Source organism: Photobacterium sp. CCB-ST2H9 (genome assembly GCF_023151555.2).
GTDB lineage: Bacteria > Pseudomonadota > Gammaproteobacteria > Enterobacterales > Vibrionaceae > Photobacterium.
Genome location: NZ_CP100425.1, coordinates 2,151,106 through 2,177,108 on the forward strand (window position 1 = coordinate 2,151,106; position 26,003 = coordinate 2,177,108).

Annotated in this window: 24 protein-coding genes; 7 read left to right on the forward strand and 17 right to left on the reverse strand. The window is 51.4% G+C overall.

Annotated elements, in window-relative coordinates; genetic code table 11:
• Positions 1-51: 51 nt before the first annotated feature.
• From kdsB to L4174_RS10080, 5 genes are all read right to left on the reverse strand, one after another.
• Entirely contained in the window at positions 52-798 is a 747-nt protein-coding gene (gene kdsB / locus L4174_RS10060; protein ID WP_248140633.1) for a 3-deoxy-manno-octulosonate cytidylyltransferase, read from the reverse strand.
• Entirely contained in the window at positions 798-977 is a 180-nt protein-coding gene (locus L4174_RS10065; protein ID WP_248140634.1) for a Trm112 family protein, read from the reverse strand. Before L4174_RS10065 ends, kdsB begins: the two co-directional genes overlap by 1 nt.
• Positions 958-1,971, reverse strand: coding sequence for a tetraacyldisaccharide 4'-kinase (gene lpxK, locus L4174_RS10070; protein ID WP_248140635.1), 1,014 nt, complete (start codon positions 1,969-1,971; stop codon positions 958-960). Before lpxK ends, L4174_RS10065 begins: the two co-directional genes overlap by 20 nt.
• A gap of 11 nt (positions 1,972-1,982) precedes the next feature.
• Positions 1,983-3,740 (reverse strand): lipid A ABC transporter ATP-binding protein/permease MsbA, encoded by a 1,758-nt coding sequence (msbA, locus tag L4174_RS10075; protein ID WP_248140636.1) that lies wholly within the window; start codon positions 3,738-3,740, stop codon positions 1,983-1,985.
• A gap of 130 nt (positions 3,741-3,870) precedes the next feature.
• The gene (locus L4174_RS10080) at positions 3,871-6,177 is read right to left on the reverse strand and encodes a DNA internalization-related competence protein ComEC/Rec2 (RefSeq protein ID WP_371929405.1); all 2,307 of its coding nucleotides are present in this window, start codon (positions 6,175-6,177) and stop codon (positions 3,871-3,873) included.
• 41 nt (positions 6,178-6,218) lie between these two features.
• On the opposite strand from L4174_RS10080, the gene L4174_RS10085 reads away from it, so the two are divergent.
• Entirely contained in the window at positions 6,219-6,728 is a 510-nt protein-coding gene (locus L4174_RS10085; RefSeq protein WP_248140637.1) for a DUF2062 domain-containing protein, read from the forward strand.
• Positions 6,729-6,881: 153 nt separating this feature from the next.
• Here L4174_RS10085 and lolE read toward each other — a convergent pair whose 3' ends face one another.
• Genes lolE through lolC form a run of 3 tightly spaced genes read right to left on the reverse strand, consistent with a single transcriptional unit; the run spans position 6,882 to position 10,013 of the window.
• Positions 6,882-8,126 carry a lipoprotein-releasing ABC transporter permease subunit LolE gene (gene lolE, locus L4174_RS10090; RefSeq protein ID WP_248141675.1) on the reverse strand — a complete coding sequence of 415 codons (1,245 nt, stop codon included), beginning with the start codon at positions 8,124-8,126 and terminating at the stop codon, positions 6,882-6,884.
• On the reverse strand, positions 8,123-8,812 hold the full coding sequence (gene lolD, locus L4174_RS10095) for a lipoprotein-releasing ABC transporter ATP-binding protein LolD (RefSeq protein ID WP_248140638.1): 690 nt from the start codon (positions 8,810-8,812) through the stop codon (positions 8,123-8,125). The genes lolE and lolD overlap by 4 nt, the downstream gene beginning before the upstream one ends.
• The gene (lolC, locus tag L4174_RS10100) at positions 8,805-10,013 is read right to left on the reverse strand and encodes a lipoprotein-releasing ABC transporter permease subunit LolC (protein ID WP_248141676.1); all 1,209 of its coding nucleotides are present in this window, start codon (positions 10,011-10,013) and stop codon (positions 8,805-8,807) included. The genes lolD and lolC overlap by 8 nt, the downstream gene beginning before the upstream one ends.
• A gap of 188 nt (positions 10,014-10,201) precedes the next feature.
• On the opposite strand from lolC, the gene L4174_RS10105 reads away from it, so the two are divergent.
• Genes L4174_RS10105 through L4174_RS10125 form a run of 5 tightly spaced genes read left to right on the forward strand, consistent with a single transcriptional unit; the run spans position 10,202 to position 16,209 of the window.
• Positions 10,202-10,777 carry a PilZ domain-containing protein gene (locus L4174_RS10105; RefSeq protein ID WP_248140639.1) on the forward strand — a complete coding sequence of 192 codons (576 nt, stop codon included), beginning with the start codon at positions 10,202-10,204 and terminating at the stop codon, positions 10,775-10,777.
• 6 nt (positions 10,778-10,783) lie between these two features.
• Complete coding sequence (mfd, locus tag L4174_RS10110) at positions 10,784-14,239, forward strand: transcription-repair coupling factor (protein ID WP_248140640.1); 3,456 nt, start codon at positions 10,784-10,786, stop codon at positions 14,237-14,239.
• A gap of 28 nt (positions 14,240-14,267) precedes the next feature.
• Positions 14,268-15,077: a peptidoglycan binding protein CsiV gene (locus L4174_RS10115; protein ID WP_248140641.1), complete on the forward strand. Its 810-nt coding sequence runs from the start codon at positions 14,268-14,270 to the stop codon at positions 15,075-15,077.
• 55 nt (positions 15,078-15,132) lie between these two features.
• Entirely contained in the window at positions 15,133-15,696 is a 564-nt protein-coding gene (locus tag L4174_RS10120) for a GNAT family N-acetyltransferase (RefSeq protein WP_248140642.1), read from the forward strand.
• Positions 15,697-15,735: 39 nt separating this feature from the next.
• Positions 15,736-16,209 (forward strand): FKBP-type peptidyl-prolyl cis-trans isomerase, encoded by a 474-nt coding sequence (locus L4174_RS10125; RefSeq protein ID WP_248140643.1) that lies wholly within the window; start codon positions 15,736-15,738, stop codon positions 16,207-16,209.
• A 97-nt stretch (positions 16,210-16,306) separates the two neighbouring features.
• Here L4174_RS10125 and L4174_RS10130 read toward each other — a convergent pair whose 3' ends face one another.
• From L4174_RS10130 to hinT, 8 genes are all read right to left on the reverse strand, one after another.
• Positions 16,307-17,596, reverse strand: coding sequence for an NAD(P)/FAD-dependent oxidoreductase (locus tag L4174_RS10130; protein WP_248140644.1), 1,290 nt, complete (start codon positions 17,594-17,596; stop codon positions 16,307-16,309).
• 133 nt (positions 17,597-17,729) lie between these two features.
• Positions 17,730-18,272, reverse strand: a complete 543-nt coding sequence (gene ycfP / locus L4174_RS10135; RefSeq protein ID WP_248140645.1) for an alpha/beta hydrolase YcfP — start codon at positions 18,270-18,272, stop codon at positions 17,730-17,732.
• Between the two features lie 108 nt (positions 18,273-18,380).
• A complete protein-coding gene (locus L4174_RS10140) occupies positions 18,381-19,235 on the reverse strand; it encodes a DUF6279 family lipoprotein (protein WP_248140646.1) in 855 nt (284 codons plus the stop codon).
• A gap of 53 nt (positions 19,236-19,288) precedes the next feature.
• Positions 19,289-20,140: a phosphotransferase gene (locus tag L4174_RS10145; RefSeq protein ID WP_248140647.1), complete on the reverse strand. Its 852-nt coding sequence runs from the start codon at positions 20,138-20,140 to the stop codon at positions 19,289-19,291.
• Complete coding sequence (gene lpoB, locus L4174_RS10150) at positions 20,141-20,731, reverse strand: penicillin-binding protein activator LpoB (protein WP_248140648.1); 591 nt, start codon at positions 20,729-20,731, stop codon at positions 20,141-20,143.
• A gap of 74 nt (positions 20,732-20,805) precedes the next feature.
• Entirely contained in the window at positions 20,806-21,201 is a 396-nt protein-coding gene (locus L4174_RS10155) for a YcfL family protein (protein ID WP_248140649.1), read from the reverse strand.
• Complete coding sequence (locus L4174_RS10160; protein WP_248140650.1) at positions 21,201-22,598, reverse strand: COG3014 family protein; 1,398 nt, start codon at positions 22,596-22,598, stop codon at positions 21,201-21,203. The genes L4174_RS10155 and L4174_RS10160 overlap by 1 nt, the downstream gene beginning before the upstream one ends.
• 71 nt (positions 22,599-22,669) lie before the next feature.
• Complete coding sequence (hinT, locus tag L4174_RS10165; RefSeq protein ID WP_248140651.1) at positions 22,670-23,020, reverse strand: purine nucleoside phosphoramidase; 351 nt, start codon at positions 23,018-23,020, stop codon at positions 22,670-22,672.
• A gap of 417 nt (positions 23,021-23,437) precedes the next feature.
• Here hinT and L4174_RS10170 point away from each other — a divergent pair, with 417 nt between their 5' ends.
• Entirely contained in the window at positions 23,438-25,435 is a 1,998-nt protein-coding gene (locus L4174_RS10170) for a methyl-accepting chemotaxis protein (RefSeq protein ID WP_248140652.1), read from the forward strand.
• A 116-nt stretch (positions 25,436-25,551) separates the two neighbouring features.
• On the opposite strand, the gene L4174_RS10175 is transcribed toward L4174_RS10170, so the two are convergent.
• Complete coding sequence (locus L4174_RS10175; RefSeq protein ID WP_248140653.1) at positions 25,552-25,974, reverse strand: hypothetical protein; 423 nt, start codon at positions 25,972-25,974, stop codon at positions 25,552-25,554.
• Positions 25,975-26,003 lie beyond the last annotated feature (29 nt).

Here is a 26,003-nt window from a genome sequence, read left to right on the forward strand (position 1 = left end):
GGTCAAGACGTGCAAAAAGCCGGTCTGATGACCGGCTGTTGAATGTCGTGTTTACTGAATCAGCAAACGGACTTTTTCCAGATCTTCCGGTGTGTCTACACCAGCTGGCGGCGGCTCAATCGCGACATCGACATGGATTTTCTCACCATGCCAGAGCACACGCAGTTGCTCCAGCGACTCGATCTTCTCGAGTGTGCTGGGCTCCCAATGGATGTAAGTGTTGATGAAACCCGCCCGGTAGGCATAAATCCCAATGTGACGCAGCAGGTTCTGATGAATCTCCTGCGGGCGTTTTGCGAAGTTATCGCGATCCCATGGAATCGATGCACGGCTGAAATAAAGCGCGTAACCATTTTTGTCCGTGACAACTTTCACCGCATTCGGGTTAAAGACTTCATCAGCATGGTCAATTTCAACGGCCAGTGTCGCCATCGGCGCGATACTGTGTGCAAGGTTATCCGCTACCTGACGAATAATGCTCGGCGGAATTAAAGGCTCATCCCCCTGCACATTCACGACAATTTCATCTGCAGCGAGCTGATACTTTTCGACCACCTCGGCCAGACGCTCAGTCCCTGAATCATGATCAGCCCGCGTCATGCAGACCTCGCCACCAAAGCCTTTCACAGTATCCGCAATACGCTGATCATCTGTTGCAACAATCACCTGTTTTGCGCCTGCTTTGCTGGCCTGCTCGTAGACCCATTGGATCATCGGCTTTCCGGCAATATCAGCCAACGGTTTACCCGGCAGACGTGACGATTGATAGCGAGCCGGAATAATGACCGTAAATGACATTACATCACCTCTTCCGCACTCAGAGTCCGTGCTTCTGGCTCCAGAAGAACCGGGATGCCGTCTTTGATCGGATAAGCCAGACGATCAAATTTGCAGATCAGCTCATGATTGTCTTTATCAAAGTGCAGTTTGCCTTTACATACCGGGCAAGCAACGATTTCAAGCAGACGATGATCCATATTCTTCCTTCACTTTTTTAATTTGATTCAACAATTCTGTCGACTCCGGTTCAGACAACCGGGCTCTGACAGGCAGATACCACCAGTTTGGCTGAGCGAAATCCTGACATTTCACCGCATCTTTTTCCGTCATAACCAGATGCTGGCCCAACTTCTCCAGCTCGCTCAATGCTTCAACTGTATACGGTTGATGATCCGGAAAAGACTGGCAATGGACAGGGGTCAGTCCTAATGCGTTCAGTGTAGCGAAAAAACGGGGCGGATGACCGATACCCGCCATTGCAACAACATCCTGCAAACGTTCTGCGGGGCGATGTTCCCCTGTCACGAGATTCACCATCATTTCGGGCTCCAGCTGCATACTGATTTCACCCGGCTTGGCATCTCCGCCGTTACAGATCAGGAAATCAACGTCCTTCAGTCTGTCACACGTTTCACGGAGCGGCCCCATTGGAATAAGCATGGCATTGCCAAAGCGGCGCTTGCCGTCAATTACGACAATTTCGATGTCCCTGCTGAGAGCATAATGCTGAAGACCGTCATCCGTGATAATCACATCGACCTCATTTTCCAGCATTTTGACTGCTTCAGATCGTTGAGGCGCCACCACGACCGGAGCGCCGGTACGACGCGCGATCAGCACAGGCTCATCACCGGCTTCAGCCGTGGTTGTCTGTGCGGTCAGCCGCAACGGATAATGTGCAGATTTACCGCCATAGCCACGGGAGACCACGCCGACTTTCATGCCCTGAGCCTGAAGCTGCTCGACCAGCCAAATCACCACCGGAGTCTTGCCATTACCTCCGGCGGTAATATTACCCACAACCACCACAGGTACACAGGCGCGGTAAGCCTGCTTCTTTCCGTTCTGATAAGCCTGCCGGCGGGACCGGCTCAGCCAGCCAAAGAGCTTGCTCAATGGCCAGAACACGGGTGCAAGCGCCCACCCGGCCGGGTGGCGCTCAAACCAGATTTTTTCGATCAGGTTCGCCATGAGGTGCCTGCTCAGTCGCCAAACTGAATGCGATGCAGCTGTGCATAGGCGCCGTCTTTTTCCAGCAACTGCGCATGCACACCGCGCTCAATAATTTCACCTTCATCCACCACCAGAATTTCATCAGCATTCTCGATCGTCGACAGACGGTGTGCAATCACCAGAACCGTTTTGTCTTTCTGCAGCTCATCCAGTGCCGCCTGAATCGCACGCTCAGATTCGGTATCCAGTGCCGAAGTTGCCTCATCCAGAATCAGAATAGGCGCATCACGCAGCAGTGCACGGGCAATGGCGATACGCTGACGCTGACCACCGGACAAGCTGACACCGTTTTCACCGATAACCGTATCCAGCCCCTGTTCCATGCCTTGAATGAAGTCCATGGCATAAGCCAGTTCAGCCGCTTTTTCAATATCTGCGCGGCTGTAACGATCGCCGCTGGCATATGCGATATTGTTGGCAATCGAGTCGTTAAACAGGTGGACATTCTGGGAGACAATCGCGACCTGATCACGCAGATTGGCCAGCTTGTATTCGTGAATATCACGGCCATCGATGGTAATAACACCGGAATCGATGTCATAGAAACGTGTCAGCAGGTTCGCAATAGTACTTTTTCCTGAACCGGAGCGGCCGACCAGTGCCAGCGTTTTACCGGCAGGGAGATCAAAGCTGACCTGACGAAGTGCGGGGGTGTCTTTAGTCGGATAAGTGAAGGTCACGTCTTTGAAAGTGACATCCCCTTTTACACGTTCAGCAACGTATGTACCGTGATCTTTTTCAGTTTCCATTTCAATCAGGCCAAACAGGGTCTGACAGGCGGCCATACCACGCTGGAACTGAGACGTTACATTGGTCAGCGCTTTTAACGGACGCATCATGCCGAACATCGCACCAAATACCAGCGCAAAAGTTCCCGGTGTCAGTTCGCTGCGCAGGCTTTCTGTATTAGCCAGCAGCAGCACAGCAACCAGAGCCATCGACGCAATAATCTGAATAACCGGGTTGGCGATCGCCTGCGCAGAAACCAGCTTCATGGTTTGCTGACGCATACTGTTACTGACTTTCTCAAAGCGGGATTGCTCAACATGCTGACCACCGTAGCTCAGCACAACTTTGTGTCCTTTCAGCATCTGTTCGGCAGATGAAGTGACCGACCCCATGGTGTCCTGCATGTTTTTGGAAATGCGGCGAAAACGCTTGGAGACGATCCGGATACTGACGGCGACCACAGGCGCAATCACCAGTAAGATGGCGGAGAGTTGCCAGCTGTTCCAGAACATCATGGTCATTAAGGCAATGATGGTTGCCCCTTCTCGGACCAGGCTGACCAGCGCGCCACTGGTTGCTGAAGCAACCTGCTCGCTGTCATAGGTAATGCGGGAAAGCAGCGCACCGGACGATTCCTTATCAAAAAAGCTGACCGGCATTTTCATGAAATGGTTAAACACCTGGCGACGCATATTCATCACCACGTTGCCCGACACCCAGGACAGACAGTAAGTTGAAACAAAGCCGCTCAATCCGCGAACCAACATCAACCCAAGAAGATAAAAAGGCATCATTGCCAGGAAATTGGATTCCACGCTGTTCAGACCGCCAAAACTTTCGTCCATCAACGGTTTGATCATCGACAGCATCAGTGCGTCACTGGCAGCATTGACAACCAGAGCGATAACGGCGGCAATCAGCCCCGTCTTATATAAACTGATAGAAGGCCAGAGTCGTTTAAACGTATCCCAAGTGGATTGATCGTTAACTTGTGTCATGTAAAACCGATTGTTATCTGTTAGTGGCGGCTATTCTACTCGTTAACTTGAAATGCACCAAGTCAGTTGCCAACGCCTGCAGGCGCCTCACGCCTGTTTTTACAGCAAATTGCAGATCATTCAGTCAATATCACGGTCTGAACAATGCCTGATACCAGTCCGTTCTGTGATCCTGCCGGTAACGTGTCACCGTGATCTCTCCCTTATGGATACGAAGACTGATTTGCCCGCTTTCCGACGTGTCCAGCCAGGTGATGCCATGCGAGCGATAACGCTCCCGGATCCGCACTGATGGTAAGGGCCAGGGGCTGTATTTCCCCGTTGAAACCAACGCGTAACGGGCTTGCAGCGATTGCAGCCAGGTCTGTGTAGACGAGGTATTACTGCCATGGTGTGGCACCAGTAAAATGTCTGCTTTCAGTTCAGGTTCGAGCCGGGCCAGCAAGAGTTCAGAAATGGCATCAATATCACCGGTTAACAGCAGGCTTGTCTGAGATTCAGGATTCAGCCGGGCATCACTGACCTGGATCACGCAGGAATGCGGGTTTGCTGCTCGCCCGACCCGCTTTGGCGGCCACAACACCTGAAAACTCAAATCCAGCCAGCGCCAGGCTTGCCCGCGGACACAGGGGGCAAAACCTTCACGCCTGTCGCTGCTTCGTTGCCAGTCAGGAGAAAGTCTTTCCAGCACATCTGCCGTGCCACCCGCATGGTCAGCATCCGCGTGACTGAGCATGAAACCATCGAGCCCGGTAATGCCCCACCGGTGCAATACTGGCTCTACCACGGAAAGCACCATGCTGCCTCCCGGCCAGTGGTTTCCGGTGTCATAAAGAACAGCCCGGCCATGTCGCTGAATGATGACGGCAAGACCATGTCCGACATCCAGCATATCGATTTGCCAGTCTTGTGGCGGGACGCGATAACTTTTATATCCGGTATAACTTCCCCACAGCACAATCGCCACACTCAGATGTAAGCCTGCGAACTGACGCCAGGGCAGAAACCATCCCATCGTCAGCAGGACGATCAGAATCAGCAAGCACCAGAACAATCCATCAGAAAGCGGCAGCCAGGTCCCCGAAGTCAGAGTCGCGACGGTCATCACCGGGTGAAGTGACCCGTCTGCCATTTGCCAGAACATCCCTGAGATTGACGGAAAAGCCAGCGTGACAACAGCCAGCAGGACCAAAGGCACAGTGATCAGGCTGACCCAGGGTACAGCCATCAGATTGACGAGCGGCGCGACCGGCGAAATCCCACCAAACCATACCCATTGTAATGGCAGCATCAGCCCCAGTAACACCAGTTGCAGCAACATGTATACCCGGCAGTTTTCTCGCCAGGCAGCGACTCCAGAAACCGAGATCCCTTTTCTGCGCCGGATCCCCCCGACATTCGCCAGATAAAGCACCAGCACTGCGCCGAAAGACAGCCACAGACCAGCCGAATATGTTGCGAGCGGATTGAGGAAGAGACAAACCGTGAACACCAGCAGCCACACTCGCATGCCACTCCAGACCACTTCCAGCCGGATGAGCAATAAGCAGAGGGCGGACATCAGCAGCGCTCTTTGGGTCGGTATACTGAATCCGGCCAGCCAGGCATACCCCAAGGCGAGTAAGAGCGCCAGCCATAACGGCAACCAGTATGTCCCCTGACGTTCCGGCAATGCGCCACGCACGCGGTTCCCGGCCCACCAGCCCCAGGCGACGACCAGTCCGATATGCAGCCCGGAAATTGCCATCAGATGTGCCAGCCCGCTGTCACGGAGAATTGTCCAGTCCTGTTGATCCAGCCCTTGCCGTTCTCCAAAACTCAGTGCCAGTAAATAGGCCTGATAAGGCAATGTTTCTGTCTGCTTTATCGCCTGTTCGAACCAGGTCTGGCGAAGACTGGTCTCAGATACCCCGGACAACAGCTGACCGGACAACACGGTACCAATTCCGTGAATTCCGGTTCCGACGGCGTATCGTTCGGCATTAAATCCCGCCGCATTGACACGTCCGTTCGGACGGCGCACACGAATATTGAACTTCCAGCGCTGCCCTTGTCTGAATACAGGTGCGTTGGGCCATTCGAGTTGTAACTGTATCTTTTCTTTGCGCTGAAGATCGCGGTCAGACACAGTTTCAGTTAAGAAAATGAATTTCTTATCAAGAATATTATGATTTATTAGGCTACGAACTTCGCCAGTTATGATAATATTTCCGCGCTCCAGCGGAAGACGGTTCACGGTCTGACTATAATCAGCTGCAATCAACCAAGCCCAGAGCCCACCCATCGCGAACGTCAAAATTATGACGGATCGCAAACACAGGTATATCGCTCCACCGATAATCATGGCTGTAATAAAGCAGATGTAATCTGGCAAGGATGGCCAGAAGTGAAGTGACAAAATCCCGAGAGATAAACCGGCAGTCATCTGGTACATCATGACAACCCGATGAATACAGCCAAAAGAAAAAACGACATACGATGCCAAAACAACTCATAAAACGCTTCATGCCCAGCCCGGAAATGATTAAAAGCCATAAAGCTTTGAAAGTGTTTGGTACTGTGCTGCATAACCCTAACCTGTGGTGTCTGAACCGCCGCTCTGCCTCAGGCGCATTTGCGGTTGGTCTGTTTATGGCTTATGTGCCTTTACCGAGCCAGATGATCATGGCTGCCGGTCTGGCCATACTATTTGGTGTCAACCTGCCGCTTTCCGTCTCCCTCGTTTGGATCACGAACCCCATTACCATGCCCGTCATGTTTTATGCGGCCTATAAACTCGGGGCGTGGTTAATGAATGTGCCTTATCAGTCGTTCCACTTCGAACTGTCCTGGGCCTTCCTGCAGGAGCAGATGAGTCAGATTGGCCCGCCATTTCTGCTAGGCTGTTTTGTTTGTGGCACGATCTGTGCGCTGGTTGGCTACTTTGGTATCCGGGGATTCTGGCGCTATTCTGTCGTACGCAGCTGGAACAAACGCCGTTTCCGTTAACCGCATTCTGCACCGATACAAAAAAACCTCGCAATGCGAGGTTTTTTATTGGAAATCGAACTGGAAGACACAGCACCATGCTTCCGGAGACATCAGACAATCTGTCTGCATCCGCTCCGGGGCATGTCACACATTTTGCACGTAACCCTACGGTTATTTCGCACTCAATACCTGTGCCGGTTGTAATGCACTGGCACGTCTGGCCGGATACCAGGTCGCCAGCAGGCTCAGCAAAGTGGCCGTCGCCATGACCAGCACAACATCCTGCCATTCCAGCTGGGTCGGCAGAAAATTCACAAAGTAAATATCCCCGGACAGGAACTTGTGTCCGATCAGTCGTTCGACAAACTGTGCGATTGACGTCAGATTCAGCGCCACGGAAGCACCGAGCGCAGCGCCCAGCAGACTCCCCAGCAGGCCTGCTAGCAATCCGTGCCAGACAAAAATCATCCGCACCAGCCGATCGCCCGCGCCCATCGTGCGCAGAATCGCAATATCTGCCGCCCGGTCTTTCACGGCCATCATCAGAGTCGAGATGATATTGAAACAAGCGACACCGATCACCAGAACCATCACCAGATACATAATGGTACGGACCAGTTGAATATCCCGGTACAAATAACCGTATTTCTGGGTCCAGCTCTTCAGGTAGACATAAACAGGCAGGGTCATGCCGACCTCTTTGACAATGGCCGTAGCATCCAGCACCTGGTCGACATTAATCGCAATCCCCGAGATTCCCTCACCCATGGTCAGATAGTCCTGCGCATCTTTCAGCGGAACCAAAGCAAAGTTATGATCGATTTGCCCCCCCAGCGCCAGAACACCGGCCACCTGAAGCCGAATCCGCTTAGGCGCTTTAAGCTGCTGACCACCATCCCGGTTCGGCAACATGGCTGAAATCCAGTCTCCGACACCAATGCCCAGTAAATCTGCAACGCCCTGTCCCAGAATAATCTGCTTCTGACCTGCTTTCAGATTCTGCCAGGCATTGTCCTTCACATAATTTGGCAGCGCACTGACCCGGGTTTCCAGCAGCGGATCAACGCCCCGGACTTCGACCGCTTTCAGCTGAGTCCCTTTCTCCAGCAACGCAGTAAACTGGACATAAGGCGCAGCCGCCTTCACCCGCTGATTCTGCTCAACCGTTTCCAGTACCGGTTTCCATTCGGTGAAAGGCGGGCGAACAGCTTCCAGTTCTCCGTGCGGAATCACAGCCAGCACCCGGTTTTGCAATTCCCGCTCAAAGCCATTCATGGCTGACAGGCCGATAATAATGACCGCCACGCCCACCGCGATCCCCAAAATGGAGGAAATGGAGATAAATGACACCATCCGGTTGCGTTTTCTGGCCCGGCTGAAGCGACTGCCGATAAATAATGACAATGGACGCATCAGGCCACCTCAACCGCCGCCAGCTGACCATCCTGCATGTGGAGACAGCGATCCAGCTTTGATGCCAGTTCATTATCATGGGTCACCACCAGAAAAGCCGTTCCGGACTCCCGGTTCAACTTGCGCATCAGGTCATAAATCTCCAGTGCTGTTTTATGATCCAGATTTCCGGTCGGTTCATCGGCCAGTACCAGCGCGGGTTTATTCACCAGAGCACGGGCTATCGCCACACGCTGACGTTCACCGCCACTCAGTTCAGAAGGACGATGACTGTATCTGTGACTCAGGCCGACCTGACCCAGGATGCTTCTGGCCTGCTCGATTGCCTTCACAGCCGAAACACCGCCAATCATCAATGGCATCGCGACGTTCTCTTCTGCCGTAAAGTCCGCAAGCAGATGATGGAACTGGTAAACAAAGCCAATATCCTGATTGCGGATTTTCGCCTGTTTATTCGCACTCATACTGTTGAGTTTCTGGCCTTTGAAAAACACATCCCCTTTCGTTGGCGCATCCAGCGCACCCAGCACATGCAACAAGGTACTTTTACCGGAACCGGACGAACCGACAATCGCCACCAGTTCCCCGGCATTGATTTCCAGGCTGATATCATTCAGTACCTGGGTTTCCAGTTGGGCTTCCCGGTACACCTTGAAGAGGTTTCGGCATACCAACAATGAATTACTCATAACGCAAGGCCTCTGCAGGACGGACGGAAGCCGCCCGGTAAGAAGGAAATAAGGTTGCTAATAAACTCAGGCTGATTGCGCCAAAAATGACTGTTGCGACCTGTAACGGCTTCACCTCAACCGGCAAAGCGCCGCCCAGATTGACCAGGTTGATCCCCAGCAGCGACATCAGGGGGTTAATATTCAAAGCGAGGATGGTCCCGAGAATGCCGCCGGCTAATGCCCCAATCACCCCACTGCTGGCGCCCTGAACCATAAAAGTCAGCAGAATCTGACGGCTGGTCATGCCCTGAGTTTTCAGAATTGCCACTTCAGCCTGTTTTTCCATCACAACCATGATCAGGGCGGAAATGATATTAAACGCGGCCACACCAACCACCAGTCCCAGCATCAGGCCCATCATGTTCTTTTCCATTTTGACCGCCTGAAACAGCTCGCCTCGCTGCTCCCGCCAGTCAGACCACTGCCAGTTGTCCGGCAACGGCATTTGAGAAAGCTGCGTGACACTGAATGGATCCTCAAGGAACAGACGCCAGCCTGAAAACTCGCCGGGTTTATAACGCAGCAACCGGCCGGCATCTTCAATATTGGTCAGCACCAGTGACTTATCAACATCCGATCCGGTGAAGTAAATCCCGGCAACGATGAAATTACGCTGGCTGGGAATGCGGCCGAGCGGCGTGTAAACACTGACACTCGTGACCATCAGACGAACTTTGTCGCCAACTCTGACGCCCAGTTGCTGTGCCATTCCATTCCCCAGAATCACCCGGTAGCTGCCTGGCGTCAGGTCACTGACAGCGCCCTGCACCATATGCGCAGCCAGTGGCTCAAAACCACCCGGCGTGACACCCAGCATAGAGCCCGCCGCAAGGGCATTCGGGCTTTGCAGCACCGCTTCCGCACGGGTCAATGGTGCAACCTGATTCACCTGAGGGATTGCAGAAAGTGCTGCCGGTGGCTGCTCGGGTTGTGTAAAGCGGCCATCGGGATGTGAGATCAGCGCCTGAGGCAACACACCTAAGATCCGATCTTTGAGCTGCTGCTCAAATCCGTTCATGACAGAGATCACAATCACCAGCGCCAGCACACCAATGGTAATGCCTGCGGTAGACATGCCGGAAACAAAGCGGCTGAACCGATCGCCGGAACGGCCTTTCAGATATCGAAGCCCAATAAATACGGGCAATGGATGAAACATCATTCGGTCTGGAACCATCCTGTTAACAGTGTTCAAAAGGATACCTTCTGACAGACGGGATTACCACGAAGTGGTGTAAAAGAAATGAAAAAAGAGTGGCTAAAAATCAAGCTCTTGATGCCTCCGGCTTGCCCGCCAGCCTGTGCTAAGTGATAATCGAAGCATCTGCATGAAAACACGAGTAACACATGAATCAGGACGAGTACTTTTCAGTCCATGCCGGGCTTACCATTAATGTTGAACCTTTGCCGGAACAATTTGAGCTGCCCGACGATCTGACGTTTATCCGCGAAATCCCGCCGCTATTTCGTGTTGCGAGTGAATGCAGCGAACTGGAGCACAATGCTGAAAAGGTTCTGCAGCAGGAAAGTAAAAACATGAACCGTACCCTGCTGGATTATCTGGCAGCCCAGAATCATAAAATCAACCTGCTCCTGTCGTTTGTGCTTGCTCAGCAGGATGATCCGGCATTTCGCCAGATCACACAAACTTTTGGCGCCAGTCAGCTGACCTATATTTCCGGGCAGCCACTGAACGCCGGCAGCCCGGTCCGTTTGAAACTCTTTCTTGAAAATCCGCCTGCTGCCGTGTATTGCTATGCCAGTGTACAAAACTGCCAGCCAGTCGGGGATGATCACTTTGAAGTTACCCTGCATTACACCCGACTGCAGGAAGAAGACAGGGATCTGCTTATCCGTGCGGCGTTACACATTCAGCAGAAACTGCTGAGGCAACGCGCGATGCAACGAAACGATAACCAATAATTTGTCATGACAATACAGACTTTATTTTCGCTTCCGGTACCAACCAAAGCCGGCGATAAACGATTCGTCGGTCAGGTTTCCGGAGCTGCGCTGGCGATTGCCATTGCCGAGCTGGCCAAGAGTCATCAGGGGCCGGTTCTGGCGGTCGTGCCGGACACTCAGACCGCGCTTCGCCTGCAGCCGGAAGTGAGCCAATTTACCCAAGTCGAGGTCAATGTGTTTCCGGACTGGGAAACCCTGCCCTACGACAGTTTTTCACCGCATCAGGACATCATCTCCGACCGGCTGGCGCGCCTGTATCAGTTGCCTACCCTGAATGAAGGTATCCTGCTGGTTCCCGTCAGTACCCTGCTGCAACGGCTCACACCGCGCACTTTTCTGCATCAGCATGCCCTGCTGGTCAGCAAGGGCGATCGCCTGTCACTGGAGAAACTGCGCCTTCAGCTGGAAGCCGCCGGTTATCGCCATGTCGATCAGGTGATGGAACATGGTGAATATGCCAGCCGTGGTTCACTGCTCGATTTATTCCCGATGGGGAATAACGAGCCGTACCGGATTGATTTCTTTGATGATGAAGTGGATTCCATCCGCCAGTTCGATCCGGAGTCCCAGCGTTCGACCGGCGAAATCGACAACATTCATCTGCTGCCTGCCCATGAATTTCCAACCGATGAAGTGGCGGTAGAAAACTTCCGGATGCGCTGGCGCGAGCGCTTTGAAGCACGCCGGGAACCGGAGTCAATTTATCAGCAGGTCAGTAAACGGACCTGGCCTGCCGGGATCGAATACTGGCAACCTCTGTTTTTTGAGCAAACAGACACCCTGTTTGACTACCTGCCGGCAGACACCCTGCTGCTCACCATTGGCGAACTGGAACAGGCCGCCGAACATTTTCTGAGTGATGCAGATTACCGCTATCAGGAACGCCGCGTCGATCCGTTGCGCCCGTTACTTGAACCGAAAGAGCTCTGGCTGTCGGCAAGCGACATGTTCTCTGGTTTCAAAACGCTCCCGCAGGTCAGACTGAGCAAAGCGCCGGAAGAAGAAAAAGCCGGTCGATTCAACCCGGCAATCACACCCGTGCCGCCTCTGACGATCAACCATCAGCTCAAAGAACCGATGTCTGCCCTGCGCAAGTTTCAGGAAAGCTTCACCGGCAAAATCATATTCTCGGTTGCCAGTGAAGGGCGCCGCGAAGCCCTGCTGGATCTGCTGGCACGGATCAAATTACGGCCAATGGTTTGCCAGAGTCTGGAAGAAGCGATGGCTGCTGCCAGTCCCTGCACCCTGGTGATCGGAGCTGCGGAACAAGGATTCATTCTTGAAGATCCGCAACTGGCCTTTATCTGTGAAAGCGATTTGCTGGGTGAACGGGTCATTCAGCGTCGCCGACGTGAAGAAAAACGGACCGTCAGTTCCGATACCATTATTCGCAATCTGGCGGAACTGAAAATCGGCCAGCCTGTCGTCCATCTGGATCACGGCATTGGCCGCTATCAGGGACTGCAGACCCTGGAAGCCGGCGGCCTGACGACTGAATACGTCACGCTTGAATATCAGGGAGGCGCCAAACTCTATGTACCGGTTGCCTCACTGCACCTGATCAGCCGCTATTCAGGCGGCGCCGAAGAAGCTGCCCCGATTCATAAACTGGGCGGGGAAGCCTGGCAGAAAGCCCGAAAGAGAGCCGCTGAAAAAGTCCGGGATGTGGCCGCCGAGCTGCTGGATGTCTACGCGAAACGTGAGCTTAAACCGGGTTTCAAATTCAAACTCGATCGAGAAGCTTACGCAGATTTCTGCACCGGTTTCCCGTTTGAGGAGACCCATGATCAGGCACTGGCGATTAACGCCGTGCTGTCTGATATGTGCCAGGCGAAAGCGATGGATCGGCTGGTGTGCGGTGACGTGGGCTTTGGTAAAACCGAAGTCGCCATGCGTGCCGCTTTTGCTGCCGTCGATAACAGCAAGCAGGTGACTGTGCTGGTCCCGACAACTCTGCTCGCTCAGCAGCACTTCGAGAACTTCCGTGATCGTTTTGCCAACACTCCGGTCCGGGTTGAAGTCCTGTCCCGTTTCAAAACGGCCAAAGAGCAAAAGGCCATTCTGGAAGACGTCAAAGAAGGCAAGGTCGATATTCTGATTGGCACCCACAAGCTGCTCAATGCCGAGGTCAAATATCATGATCTTGGCCTGCTGATTGTCGATGAAGAACACCGATTTGGGGTTCGCCAGAAAGAGAAACTGAAATCACTGCGCGCAGATGTCGATATCCTGACTCTGACCGCAACCCCGATTCCGCGAACCCTGAATATGGCGATGAGCGGGATGCGGGATCTGTCGATCATTGCCACTCCGCCGGCACGCCGACTGGCGATCAAGACCTTCGTCCGTGAGCGGGAAGATCTGATTATCCGGGAAGCGGTGCTGCGTGAAATCATGCGCGGCGGTCAGGTGTATTTCCTGCACAATGACGTCGAAAGCATCGAAAAAGCGGCCCAGGAACTGGCAACGCTGATCCCGGAAGCCCGGATTACCACAGCCCACGGTCAGATGCGTGAGCGCGATCTGGAAAGGATCATGAGCGACTTTTACCACCAGCGTTTCAATCTGCTGGTGTGTACAACCATCATTGAAACCGGTATCGACGTTCCGACAGCCAATACCATCGTCATCAACAGAGCTGATCATCTGGGACTGGCGCAGTTACACCAGTTACGCGGACGGGTCGGTCGTTCCCATCACCAGGCTTACGCCTATCTGCTGACGCCACATCCGAAACGCATGACCAAAGATGCCGTCAAACGTCTGGAAGCGATTGCGTCACTGGAAGATCTGGGAGCGGGCTTTACGCTGGCAACACACGACCTCGAAATTCGGGGAGCAGGTGAACTGCTGGGTGACGAACAATCCGGCCAGATCCAATCTGTCGGTTTTACCCTGTTTATGGAAATGCTGGAACAGGCCGTTGAGTCACTCAAAGCAGGAAAAGAACCATCGCTGGATGATCTGCTGCGTGAACAGACCGAGGTCGAGCTGCGTTTGCCAGCCTTGCTCCCGGAAGACTACATTCCGGATATCAACACCCGGCTGTCGCTTTACAAACGCATCGCCAGTGCCTGCAATGAAGAGTCGCTGGATGAACTGAAAGTGGAGCTGATTGATCGCTTTGGTCTGCTGCCGGATGCCACAACGAATCTGCTCACCCTGAATAAGCTGAAGCTGAAAGCGGCCAGCCTGGGCCTGCGCCGGATTGAAGCCGGCGAAAAAGGCGGTTATTTCGAATTTACCGAAAATGCCGCCATAGACCCCGGTTTTCTTGTGAGTCTGTTACAATCAAACCCACAACAATTCCGGATGGATGGCCCGACCAAACTGAAGGTCACAGCGCCGCTGACGGATCGCCGGGAACGCATCAAGTATGTTGACGGCTTCCTAACACAATTAGCTGAAAACACCCTATAATGGCTGCATACCAGTGCGGAGTATTATCTTGAAAAATCTGATTTATTTACTGCTGCTTGTCATCAGTTTGCCAAGTTTCGCAGAGCGCCAGTTTGACATTGAGATCATCATTTTCAAACGCAATGTGAATCCGGATCAAACCGGTGAATCCTGGCCAGACCAACCCGCACCCCTGGATTATTCCGGAACGGTGCAACTGAGCGGCTCACCACAGCTGTCGAACCGCGGCATTACCATGATGCCTGCCAGCCAGTTTCAGCTGAACAGCCAATTCCAGCGTCTGAAAGACCATGCCGGTTTTACGCCGCTCGCTCATTTTGGCTGGCGCCAGGGTGATCTGAGTAAAGCACAGGCACCAACCTTCCATTTGGTTGCAGGCCGTGACTTTTCTGACCAGTATCTGGCAGATGGCTCATCCAAAGCGGAAACAGCTGCACAAGGTGCACCAGCAATGACTGCACCGCCGAGCTTTGAACTTTCAGAAGACGCAGCTCAGGCAGCCCCTGCTGTGCAGCCAAACACTCCGCTTTATGAGTTGGAAGGTAAAATTCAGGTCTATGTGAACCATTACCTGTTCACCAATGCACAGCTGGACTTGCGTGAATCTGGCCGCCGTGAAGTGGTTGTAGGCACCGAACCCCTGGATGACCTTTCCACCGCGCGGAGTGACAATGTTCAGTTTGGTCAGTTACAGGAAGTGAAGAAGAAAATTGAGGTGGAAGAGTTCCTCAAAACTTTCCGATTTGATCAACAGCGTCAGATGCGCAGTGGTGAAACTCACTATCTGGATCACCCGCTCATGGGGATGGTCGTACAAATCCGACGTCTTGATTCATAACGCATTAACGGGGCCGTCACTGGCCCCGTTTTTGATCGACTGGGCAGATACTCAGATGAAACTGGATTATGTTTTAACCACTCCCCGCCTCTACCTCCGCCCATACAAAATGGTCGATCTGGCTGACAATCTGGCTGCAGTCCTGGAATCGCAATCTGATCTGGCCCCCTGGGTTGAGTGGTGTCATCCCCACTATAGCCAGCAGGATGCTCACGCCTGGATATCAGCCTCCCAAATGAACTGGAAACTGGAAAACGGTTACGAACTGGCTATTTTCACACGCCGTGATGACCAATTTCTGGGTACCGTTTGTCTCAATAACCTGTCCAGGCTGACCAACTCAGCCGAATTAGGCTATTGGATTCGCAGCAGTTGCCACCGGCAGGGATATGCCTGCGAGGCTATTTTGTCTCTGGCACGTTTCGCCTTTGAAACGTTAGCGCTCACCCGGCTGGAAATTGTCGTCCATCTCGGGAATCATGCCAGTCAGAAAACCGCTGAACGGTGTGGCGCACGGTTTGAGTCTTTAAGCCGGAATCGCATATTCACGCACGATCAACCGAAGGACGGCATGGTTTATTCGCTCATTCCGCAAGATATCACCAGGTTTTTAGGCTAAACTTCCCCTCAGCAGACTTAACAAAAGGTAGGAAAATCAGTGTCTAAAATTATCATTGCTGTCATTCTCATTGGCTTACTCGTTTTCTTCTTCCAACGCAGCCAAAGTAACAAGCAACAGGCACAACAAAATATTGAGGAAGGCAAAGCCTTTCTAGATGCCAACAAAAATCAGGAAGGGATCAAAACAACCAGTTCCGGACTGCAGTACATGGTGCTGAAAACAGGTACAGGCACAGTGCATCCGAAAGCTTCAGATCAAGTCACCGTACACTACCACGGTACTTTAATCGACGGCACAGTATTTGACAGTTCAGTTGAGCGTGGCGAACCCATTGCATTCAGTCTGAATCAAGTCATCCGGGGCTGGACAGAAGGATTACAACTGATGGTTGAAGGGGAAAAGGTAAGACTCTTTATTCCTGCCGATCTTGCCTACGGGAACCGCAGTATGGGAAAAATCGGCCCGGGCTCGGTGCTGATCTTTGATGTTGAACTTCTGAAAATCAACTAAATAGGTTGGGAATCCCCAAAAAGAAAACCGCCTGAACTCAGGCGGTTTTTTTCGGCCATCAGCCAGGGAGTACCCCCAACCATGACCAGGCATGACATTAATGCAATTTCAGGTTCGGGCGCAGTACGCGGTTGATTCGTCCGACCAGCATCATCAGACTGGTCTTAAAAAAGCCGTGCAATGCAATATGGTGCATCCTATACAGTGAAATATACATGACACGTGCAATCCGCCCTTCAATCATCATCGAGCCTTTCGTCAGATTCCCCATCAGGCTCCCGACAGTAGAAAAACGACTCAGTGAAACCAGTGAGCCGTGATCCACAAACACGTAAGGCTTCTGTTGACGGTCTGTCAGCTTCGCCACGATGTTTGAGAAACAGCGGCTGGCCATCTGATGGGCCGACTGGGCGCGCGGCGGAACCAGCGTGCCGTCTTTCTGAGTACATGCAGCCAGATCACCAATGACATAAATATCATCATCACGTGTGGTTTGCAGTGTGTCTTTCACCACCAACTGGTTGATCCGGTTCGTCTCCAGTCCGGCAATATCTTTCATGAAATCAGGCGCTTTGATACCAGCCGCCCAGACCATCAATTGAGCCGGAATATGCTCACCGTCTTTGGTGGTCAAACCGGTTTCATCAGCCTTGGTCACCATGGTTGCGGTGTGAACATTAACCCCGAGTTTGGTCAGTTCACTGTGCGCAGCTGAAGAGATCCGTGGCGGCAATGCCGGAAGAATTCGCTCCCCCGCTTCAACCAGGTTGACGTTCAGGCGTGAACTGTCCAGATCACCAAAGCCGTACAGACGTAATTCTTTGACCGCATTGTGTAATTCAGCCGACAGCTCTACACCGGTCGCACCAGCGCCAACAATGGCAATATCAACCGTTTTCTGTTCTTTATTAGCATGCAGTTTCAGGAACTGGTTGTTCATTTCCGTTCTGAACTTACTCGCCTGCTCCGGGCTGTCGAGGAAGATACAGTGTTCACGAACTCCAGGCGTGTTGAAGTCATTGCACTTTGATCCAATCGCCAGCACCAGAATATCGTATTCCAGTTCACGTTCCGGGATCAGCAGATCGCCATGCTCGTCATTCAGTGCATGTAACTGAATGACTTTCCGAACCCGGTCGATATCTTTGAGCGCACCCAGCTGAAAATCAAAATGATGATTTTTGGCATGCGCCCGGTAACTCAGCGCATCCACCCCTTCATCAAGCGAGCCTGTTGCGACCTCGTGCAGCAGGGGTTTCCACAGATGACTGCTGTTTTTATCGACAAGGGTAACGTTTGCCTTGCCCTTACGGCCAAGTGTCCGCCCAAGTTTTGTGACCAACTCAAGGCCACCAGCACCGCCTCCAACTACGATGATTCTAGTCACAGTCTTTTCCTCTAGTTTTTATAAATCTTGCACAAACCGACAGGGCAAAAGCCCTGCCAGGTATAAATTCTGACTGACGTAGAGTTTGACCAGGTGATGACTGTCATTCACCTGCAGAGGGAGAGGCATATACTCAATTTTTTGCTTTAAACTGCTTTATTGTTTGTAAGTGCTGGGAGATTTTTTTGAATTTATGCGTTTGGGTCTCATCCCAGATGACTCGGTAATATGCGTCCAATGTTCTGCTTGTTGATAGATTATCTAACACTTCATCTTCAGTTGAAAGTATGCAGAGACACTTCCCGGCATTTTTTTCCCGAAAATCAGCCACACATTTTGTTGCGATATCCGAGTACTCTTCAGGACGATCAATTTTACCTTGCATAATTGTTTCAGGATGTAAATTCGGGTTAAAGATCACTTGCTTAATACCGTAAAGAAATCCAATACGCTCGGCCCAGTAGCCGCCCAGGCCCACCCCACAGATTAAAGGGGAAGGATCATCGCTGGCAGAAATCTGCTTATCTACTTCTTTCAGCAAGTGCTGCATATCATGTTTGGGGTGAAACGTACTGTAAGTCACAGCTCTGACGTCGGGATCAATAAACTGCAGCTGAAGTACTTTTTCATGATTGCCGGGGCTGGTTGAATCAAATCCATGCAGATAAATAATCACTGATGCCTCCAAAGTATATCCAGATTAATTTTGTGGATATTTACTATACGCAACATCCCTTCATCACCACAATCTTAAAATGGTTAACAGTTGAGCCAAATCATCAGATCACTGCTGAATCAGCACGGCAATGTCCTTGCGGATGACGGTCAGCTTATCAATGAAGTGCTGACGTTGTTTCTGAGAAAGGCTTTGATTCAGCCGGGTCATGACAGCAAACCGGCGTTGCAGATATTGATCCAGCTGAGGCTGAACCGGCGCATAACGAAAGGCAACAATATCTTTGAGCAGCCGCTCAAGTTGCGCTTCAAACTCAGGACGATGACGCTTCTCCATCAATGCCAGCCACTGCTGATACAACCCCTCGCGGGTCGAGAAAAAAACCGGTTCAATCTCCAGCTGATACTGAGCCAGCTCCGAAATCATGGTCTTTTGCTCTTCAGTTAAAGAGCCTATCCATTCCCGGCTGATTTTCTCAAACCGGGCTTGATATCGCTTGAGCTTCTCTTGCTTGCTCAGTTTGTCCCGGTCTTGACGCAACTGGTCCAGATCTTTGTTGACCCTGGTATTTATCTGTTCAACCTGAATATTGCTGAGATAACGAAGCAGATTGGTCACCGGTGGGGTAAAAACCGCAATCGTCTGCTCACCAAGCGCGGTAAAACTATGGTGATACCCCTGAATTTGAGCTGTCGTCATCGGTCGCTGCAAATCCTGCTGCAACTTCAGAATATGCTGATGCAACCGAGGCAGTTCCTGCGCCCGATGGATGGCCTGAGCCTGCCGGAGTTCACCGATAAAACGCGCTTCTTGAGCAGAAGTCAGACTGACATAATCATCCAGATACCAGGGAACCCAGTAATCCATCGTGTTATAGGCAAGCCGGGCAGTACAACCCGTGAAGAGAATCAGTGTCAGAAAAAGGAAAAGCAGCCTTTGCCGGCAGTTTCGGATCACAGCCACTTTCCCTCCTTGAGCAGATTACACTGCCCGGTTAACTGGCTGGCCATGGCTCATCAGTGCGTCAGCTTTGCAAACAAAGCTTCTGCTTCAAGACGATAGGATGGATCCTGCCACAGATTTGCGCCAGCATAATACCAAAGCATAGCCAAGAAATCGCACCACGGAAGCCATTGCAAAACAGCTTCTGAGACAACCTCAGCGTCATACCCCATTTCCCGGGCATAGGTATTTACAGCCTGCTGAACGTTCAGAGAATTTGCCTGAATTGTCAGCGAGAGATCCAGCATCGGATCACCGGCAGCCGCATATTCCCAGTCAATTACCCGGATTCGGCCATCGGACTGCCTGATCAGATTGTAGTAACCCAAATCATGGTGACAGCAAGTATCAGCAAACCGACTTCGAGGGATCTGCCGGAAAAATTTGGCGCAAACACGCTCTAATCCGTCGTGCCTATCGTCAGGATGCACAGATTTCAGATAATGTTCTGCCCGCTGCCTGACCTCAAGCCGCCATTCCGGAACGGGTAAGCGATGCACCTGCGTCTGAACCGTGATCAGCTCATTCAGTGAAGGGGGTTGTTCGAAAGTTTCGCCTTCAAGCCAGGCGACCAGAATCCCCTCTCCTGTTCTGGCGACAGGCGCAGGAGACAAACCGATATGCTGAATTGCCGTAAGAATTTGATATTCGTGGTCACGGTTCACCCCAAAAGCAAGGCTTGCCGGACTGACGGGGCGCCAGACGGCTGAGGTGGTACTTATACCGTCAGAAAGAGATGAGACAGGTTTTAATGTCAGTTGCCAGCAACGATTACTCAGCCCGCCCCCTAAGGGACGGGCCTGGATCACATCAAACCCTGCAATACGGGAGAACGGAAGTGCTCCCTTTGCGGAAAGTGATGGCACTTACCAACCCAGCATGCGCTTTGCTTCCTGCTTACGGATTTCAGTTTCGTCTGCCCACTCGATGAGTCCTGTTTCCAGATCCATCAGTCGCATGGTCATCTTGTAGTACACATCTTTATCGCTGCCCGCCTGTTTGACGATACTGGACAGGTTGCCGTACATCATGTACTGAGCACCCACCATTTTTCCGAACTGAATGGCTGTGCTCTGGTTCACCAGCTCATCGTTGTTCTGGAAATTCAGCTGCTTACGAACTGACTCAACACGCGTCATATCGACAAAACGGAAACGACCTGAGTTCAGCAGCTTCGTACTGATAGAGTCCGTCACAGACTCAGTATCAATGTGCTCACTGGTTTTATTCTTGATGCTTTCGACAAAGATAATCGGACGCTTGCCAGCCGTAATGGCCGCCACAGAGCCAGACGACAGCATGCTGTCTGTCATATCTTCTGCAATTTTTTGTAAATCGCTTGAGCCGAAATCAACGGTTGTGGTTTCAACTGCCTGAGCATCCCCGTAAGAAACCTGCTTCGCACAGCCGCCCATCAGTGCAGCAACACCCATTAAAGCAATGACGCGTTTTTTCATTTCTAACCCTTTATCGGTTTAATCTTGTTTTTTGAATGCTGTGCCGGCTAAAAAGCCGACCCAATCCAGAACGCTTACCAAGTAGTCGTGGCTTCACGAATGTAAATACGGTAGTTTTCCGCTTCAGGTTTTTTCGCCATGGCTTTAATCGTCATGGTGTCCTTACCGTGCAGAACAAACTGACGCCACGGACTGTCGCTACCGCCGATTTCCAGTCCTTTTGCATCATACCAGTAGAAACGGTATTGCAGCTTAATGTCACCATCAACTTTACTGACTACCGGCACGCCAGCCTGTAATAAACCGTTTTGCCGCGTCACATCAGCTTTTTCGATGCCTACTTTGTTCGCCAGCTGAGGGTTCGCAATGACAACACTCTGATTACTGCTGTCGATGCTGATCCCTGATGTTGTCGTCCGGGCACATGCCGTCATCATCAGCGCCAAGCAAATCGCTATCACATATTTCATCAGTTTCCTCCTAATAGCACGGACCAACCGTCCATTGTCTCTCCCTGACGGGATACCCAAACCAAGGTTGTTCGGCCTTGTTTCACCTCTGCATCAACCGAATGCCCCTGCCAGTGAATCTGGTGAGTCCCCGGACGCAAATCGTCCTGATAGAGGGTCACCTTTGCAGGCAGAGTCTGCCAGCTTCTGGTATCAGGTTGTTCAGTCAATGTGTTGAATATATTGGCCAGCAAATTACCGACATCATTGCCATTTTGAGCCGCAGCCTGCCGCAGTTGCTCTTTTGCAATCACTCTCAAAACCTGCCGTAATACTCTCGCCGGCATGCTTTCGCTCAGGCTTTGCTTTGCCATTTGCGTCACATCAGTCAACGACGATGCATTGACGGCCTGCTCACCAATGCTGAGCTGTCCCGGCAAAATCACAGGCCGCGGCGGATAATAAGGCAGCGCCAGATTATGCAGCACGTTCTGACCGTTGTCGTTATACACCCAGTACGGTGTACGTCGGCCTTCCGGCGCTTGCACGACCCCTTGCTCATCTAAAATAATCAGGCGACCAGTTCCGGATTCCGGTGATTTCAGGGCGCCGTATTTTTTAGCCAGCAACTGCTGATCATTTTTCATGCCCAGCCTTACAGCCAGCCGCTGAACGGTTCGGGCCACATACAGGTTATCCGGTGCAACAGCCAAAGCGCGTTTGTAATCGATATAGGCGTCATTCAGATTCGCATCAGCTTCAAACAACACACCGGAGAGATAGAACAGATAGCCATTCTGTACCGCTGCCAATTTGTTCCCTGCACCAGGGTAGTTTGATAAAACGGCACCAATATTGTCGGAAAGCCCTTCATCTTTCATCTGGGTTTCTGCGGCATGCAGCTCAGATTCACGCAGTTTCTTTGCGGTCTCCTGAACCATGTTTGCACGTCGCATTTCGACCAGCGCACCTTCCAGGTCATGTTTCTGAATGTAGTTCAGAGCCAGATATAAATGCAAAAAACCCAGTTCATAATCAGAGGCTTGGTAGGTGATCATATTGTCATTCGTGAACAATGACCCAGCCTGATTCAACCCTTCCGAGATCTGAATCTGTGCAGCGTCCTGCTGGAGCTTCACAGCATGATCTGCATACTGAAAAGCCGATAAACTGTCCGGGTAGTCCCTTGTGAGAAAGTTCAGTCGCCCGCGTTCCATTCCATCCAAGATAGGACCAGCAGGTTCTTCAGGCAGCGCCTCCAGCGCCGTCTGGTATTGCCCACTAACCAACGCATGCCTGCTGGCAGTTGTGCTGGCACTGTAATGGCTGAACAGACTGTGTCCCGATAAATTGGTACAGCCGGCAAGAACAGAAGCGCAAAAATAGATAATCGGTGTACGCAGGAAATTCTTTTTCATTCGATCCTGTCTGTCATCTGGCAGTCGTCATACTTTATATGTGACGACTGCCAAGGAGATTTCTTTAACGATTAACCAACCAGCATCGGTCCGAGCGGGCGACCACCTAAAAGGTGCATATGAACGTGATAGACTTCCTGCCCGCCAAATGGATTGCAGTTCACGATCAGCCGGTAACCGTCTTCGGCAATCCCTTCCGCCTCAGCCAGCTTGCGCGCTACCGTAAACAGACGTCCCATGGTTGCTTCATCATCGGCTTCAACATGGTTCACAGTCGGAATCAATTTGTTTGGAATGATCAGAATATGACTGGGTGCACGTGGATTAATATCGCGGAATGCAGTGACCAGATCATCCTGATACACAACATCAGCCGGAATTTCCTTACGAATAATTTTGCTGAAGATAGTTTCTTCTGCCATGGCTAGCTCCATTTTCTCATTTCTTACCATCCCCGAGTATGCTCGACTCCTGTCGATGGCGCAATATTGAACACCGTTTTAAACACTTTTTCCAGCATTTATTTTCAGTCGATTCAAGTTTTTGCTACCCCTGGCAAAGTATGTGTAGATAACATTTGTTTATCTTTAAAACACTCATTAGCGCAAGCAAGGAGACCGAACCCATGAACGTCAGAAATCTGACTGTCCATAACAAAACCGGATGATATTTTGATGACATGGTCACGGCTTTCACATGACTTATTTTACGTCGTGAAGCAAACGTTGTATGACATCACATGACAATAACAAATTGATAAAAAAGAAAGGCTAAGCCACCAAAGTTTAAATGGACAGATTTTGCCGATTTCGGCACATGCTGTTTAGGGACGATAAGCAATGAAGAAACAAACCTCTGTTATCAGGCGCATGTATGCGGGTTTTGCCGTCATGATTGCTCTGTTCGCAATGACCAGTACGCTCACCCTGATGGAAACCAAAAACATTTATGGTCATCTTGAGACCGTCAATACAGAATCCTTGCCTCTGGTCACGGTGTCGAGCCAGGCCAATGTTGAGCTCCTGACTGCGGATAAAGTCTTTAAAGACTTCCTGACCAGCAATAATCAGACACAGATGAAGCACGACGAAGCCCAGTTTACCGAAGCCTATGAACAGTTTCGTCGAACGCTGGAACAATTGGTCGAAACAGCGCAGGATGACCCCGCACTGAGCAACCAGCTTGATGCGCTGAATGCCCTCGAAGATCGTTATTTTGCACAGGCTCAGGCTGCCATGAGCAACTACCGGGAGCAACTGGCTGCAAATGAAGCGCGACAGCAATCCATCCGCCGATTTCAGCAATTGCACCGCGATCTGAATGTTCGCATGAAAGATGTGATTGCGGATCGCAGCCGGGTGTCCGAGCTGATGCTGGCCAAAAGTTACTTTGACAAGCTCAGTCAGACAGAAGCCATTACTTCAGACGCTCTGGCTTCTTCTGATGTCGATAAAATCAACGAAGCAATCAAAAACAACAAACGACTGGTGAGTCACCTCAAGAATTCTTACCGGACGTTGAGCAGTATGATCCCGGATCTGAAGCGTACTTTTGATTCGCCCATCGAAGAATATAATCAGGATATCGGCCAGCCGGGCGGTGTGCTGGACGTTCATTTCAACTACATTCAGGCCCAGGAACGTCTTTATGCCAACATCAGTCAGCTGACTGCTGAAATCAACAACGCAAATTCGCTGCTGGCCAGCTTCCGGACTCAGGCTCGCGCAGATATGGATCGTGCTATCGAACAAGCAGGCGAATCTTATCAGTCCGGTGTGACACATACGATTCTGCTGGGTTGTCTGACTGCCCTGCTCGCTGTGATCATCGGCTGGTTCCTGGCACGAAATGTCCGCCAGCCACTGGCTTCAACACTACAAACGCTGGAAGCTCTGACTGCAGGTGACATGACTCAGCGCATCACGAACAACAAATTTGCGGAATTCAGCCAGCTCAGTCACCACATCAACACCCTGGCCGATCACTTACAGCAGTTGCTGCGCCAGCTTAGTGATGCATCTGGGGAGCTGACCAAGGTTGCAGCACAAAACCAGTCGACAACCACAGATGCCAAAAACCGCCTGCACGAACAGCGTCAGCAAACAGCATCTGTTGCCACAGCAATGACAGAGATGGAACACTCCGTGTCTCATGTCACCCAAAGCGCTCAGCATACACTGGATAAGGTTAAAAATGTTGAATCGGCTGCAGCCACGGGTCGCGATGTCATGGGCCGCAATATTTCGACAACGCATCAACTGTCGGAACAACTCGACGAGTCCGTACAAGCCGTTACCCAGCTGCAGCAAATGAGCAGTAATATCGGCAGTATTCTGGACGTCATTCGCAATATTGCGGATCAGACCAACTTGCTGGCATTAAACGCCGCCATTGAAGCTGCTCGCGCCGGAGATCAGGGACGCGGGTTTGCCGTGGTTGCTGATGAAGTCAGAATTCTGGCCCAGCGCACCACAGACTCAACCGGTGAAATTGAGTCGATGATCCAGGAACTGCAATCCAGTGCCAGTCAGGGTGTCCGGGTGATTGAAAGCTGCGTGCAGGAAATGGAAAACAGTGTCAGTCAGACCTCGGAAGCCAGCAGCGCCATGGAAGAGATTGAGGCCATTATCATTGAGATCAGTGATATGAGCAGCCAGATTGTACAGGCAACGGAAGAACAGCGTAGTACTACCGCCAGCATCGCCCGCAGCCTGGAAGACATCAATGAAATTGCTGATGCCAATCTGGCATCCATGGAAAGCGTCACCAGTGCCAGCCTGAAGCTGGATCAGCAAGCCAAAGAACAGAACGAACTGGTGCGACGATTTAAATTATAGTGTTACCAACTGTCCAATGGCCGGATGATTATCCGGCCTGTTTATCATTTAAGATCAGTATGTTGAATGCAGAGATTTGAGTTCACTGTATAACCTCAAACACGCGTTACTTAAAATCAGCCTTTTTCCGAGCTCCAGCCTAATAACTGCACTATCTTCCAACCTGCATAAGCAATCGATACATAAACGTAACCAAAGATCAATCCTAAAAAGCAAAGAAACAAAACAGTGGATCCAGCGCTAGAAAAACTGTTCGGTGGACTAGCGAGCAAAGAGGCGATTGAAAGAAAAGGCAAAAAAATCAGTGGGGTCAACCACATGACCTTTTTCACTTCATGATCGCTTCGGTCCCTCATCCAATAGAGGGTACAAGCCACAAAAAGCGCGTAAGGAAAACCAGCAATCAGAACGGAGAGTACGATAAGTAATACAAGAAAACTGTCGGCAGCCAATCCAAAAGAAAAGTCCAGCAGCATGGCTATCAAGCCGCAGATAAAAGGAATAAAGAGGGCATATCTAAAATAGACCTTGAACGTCATCAACTGAACCACTTCCACTCAAATTTTAT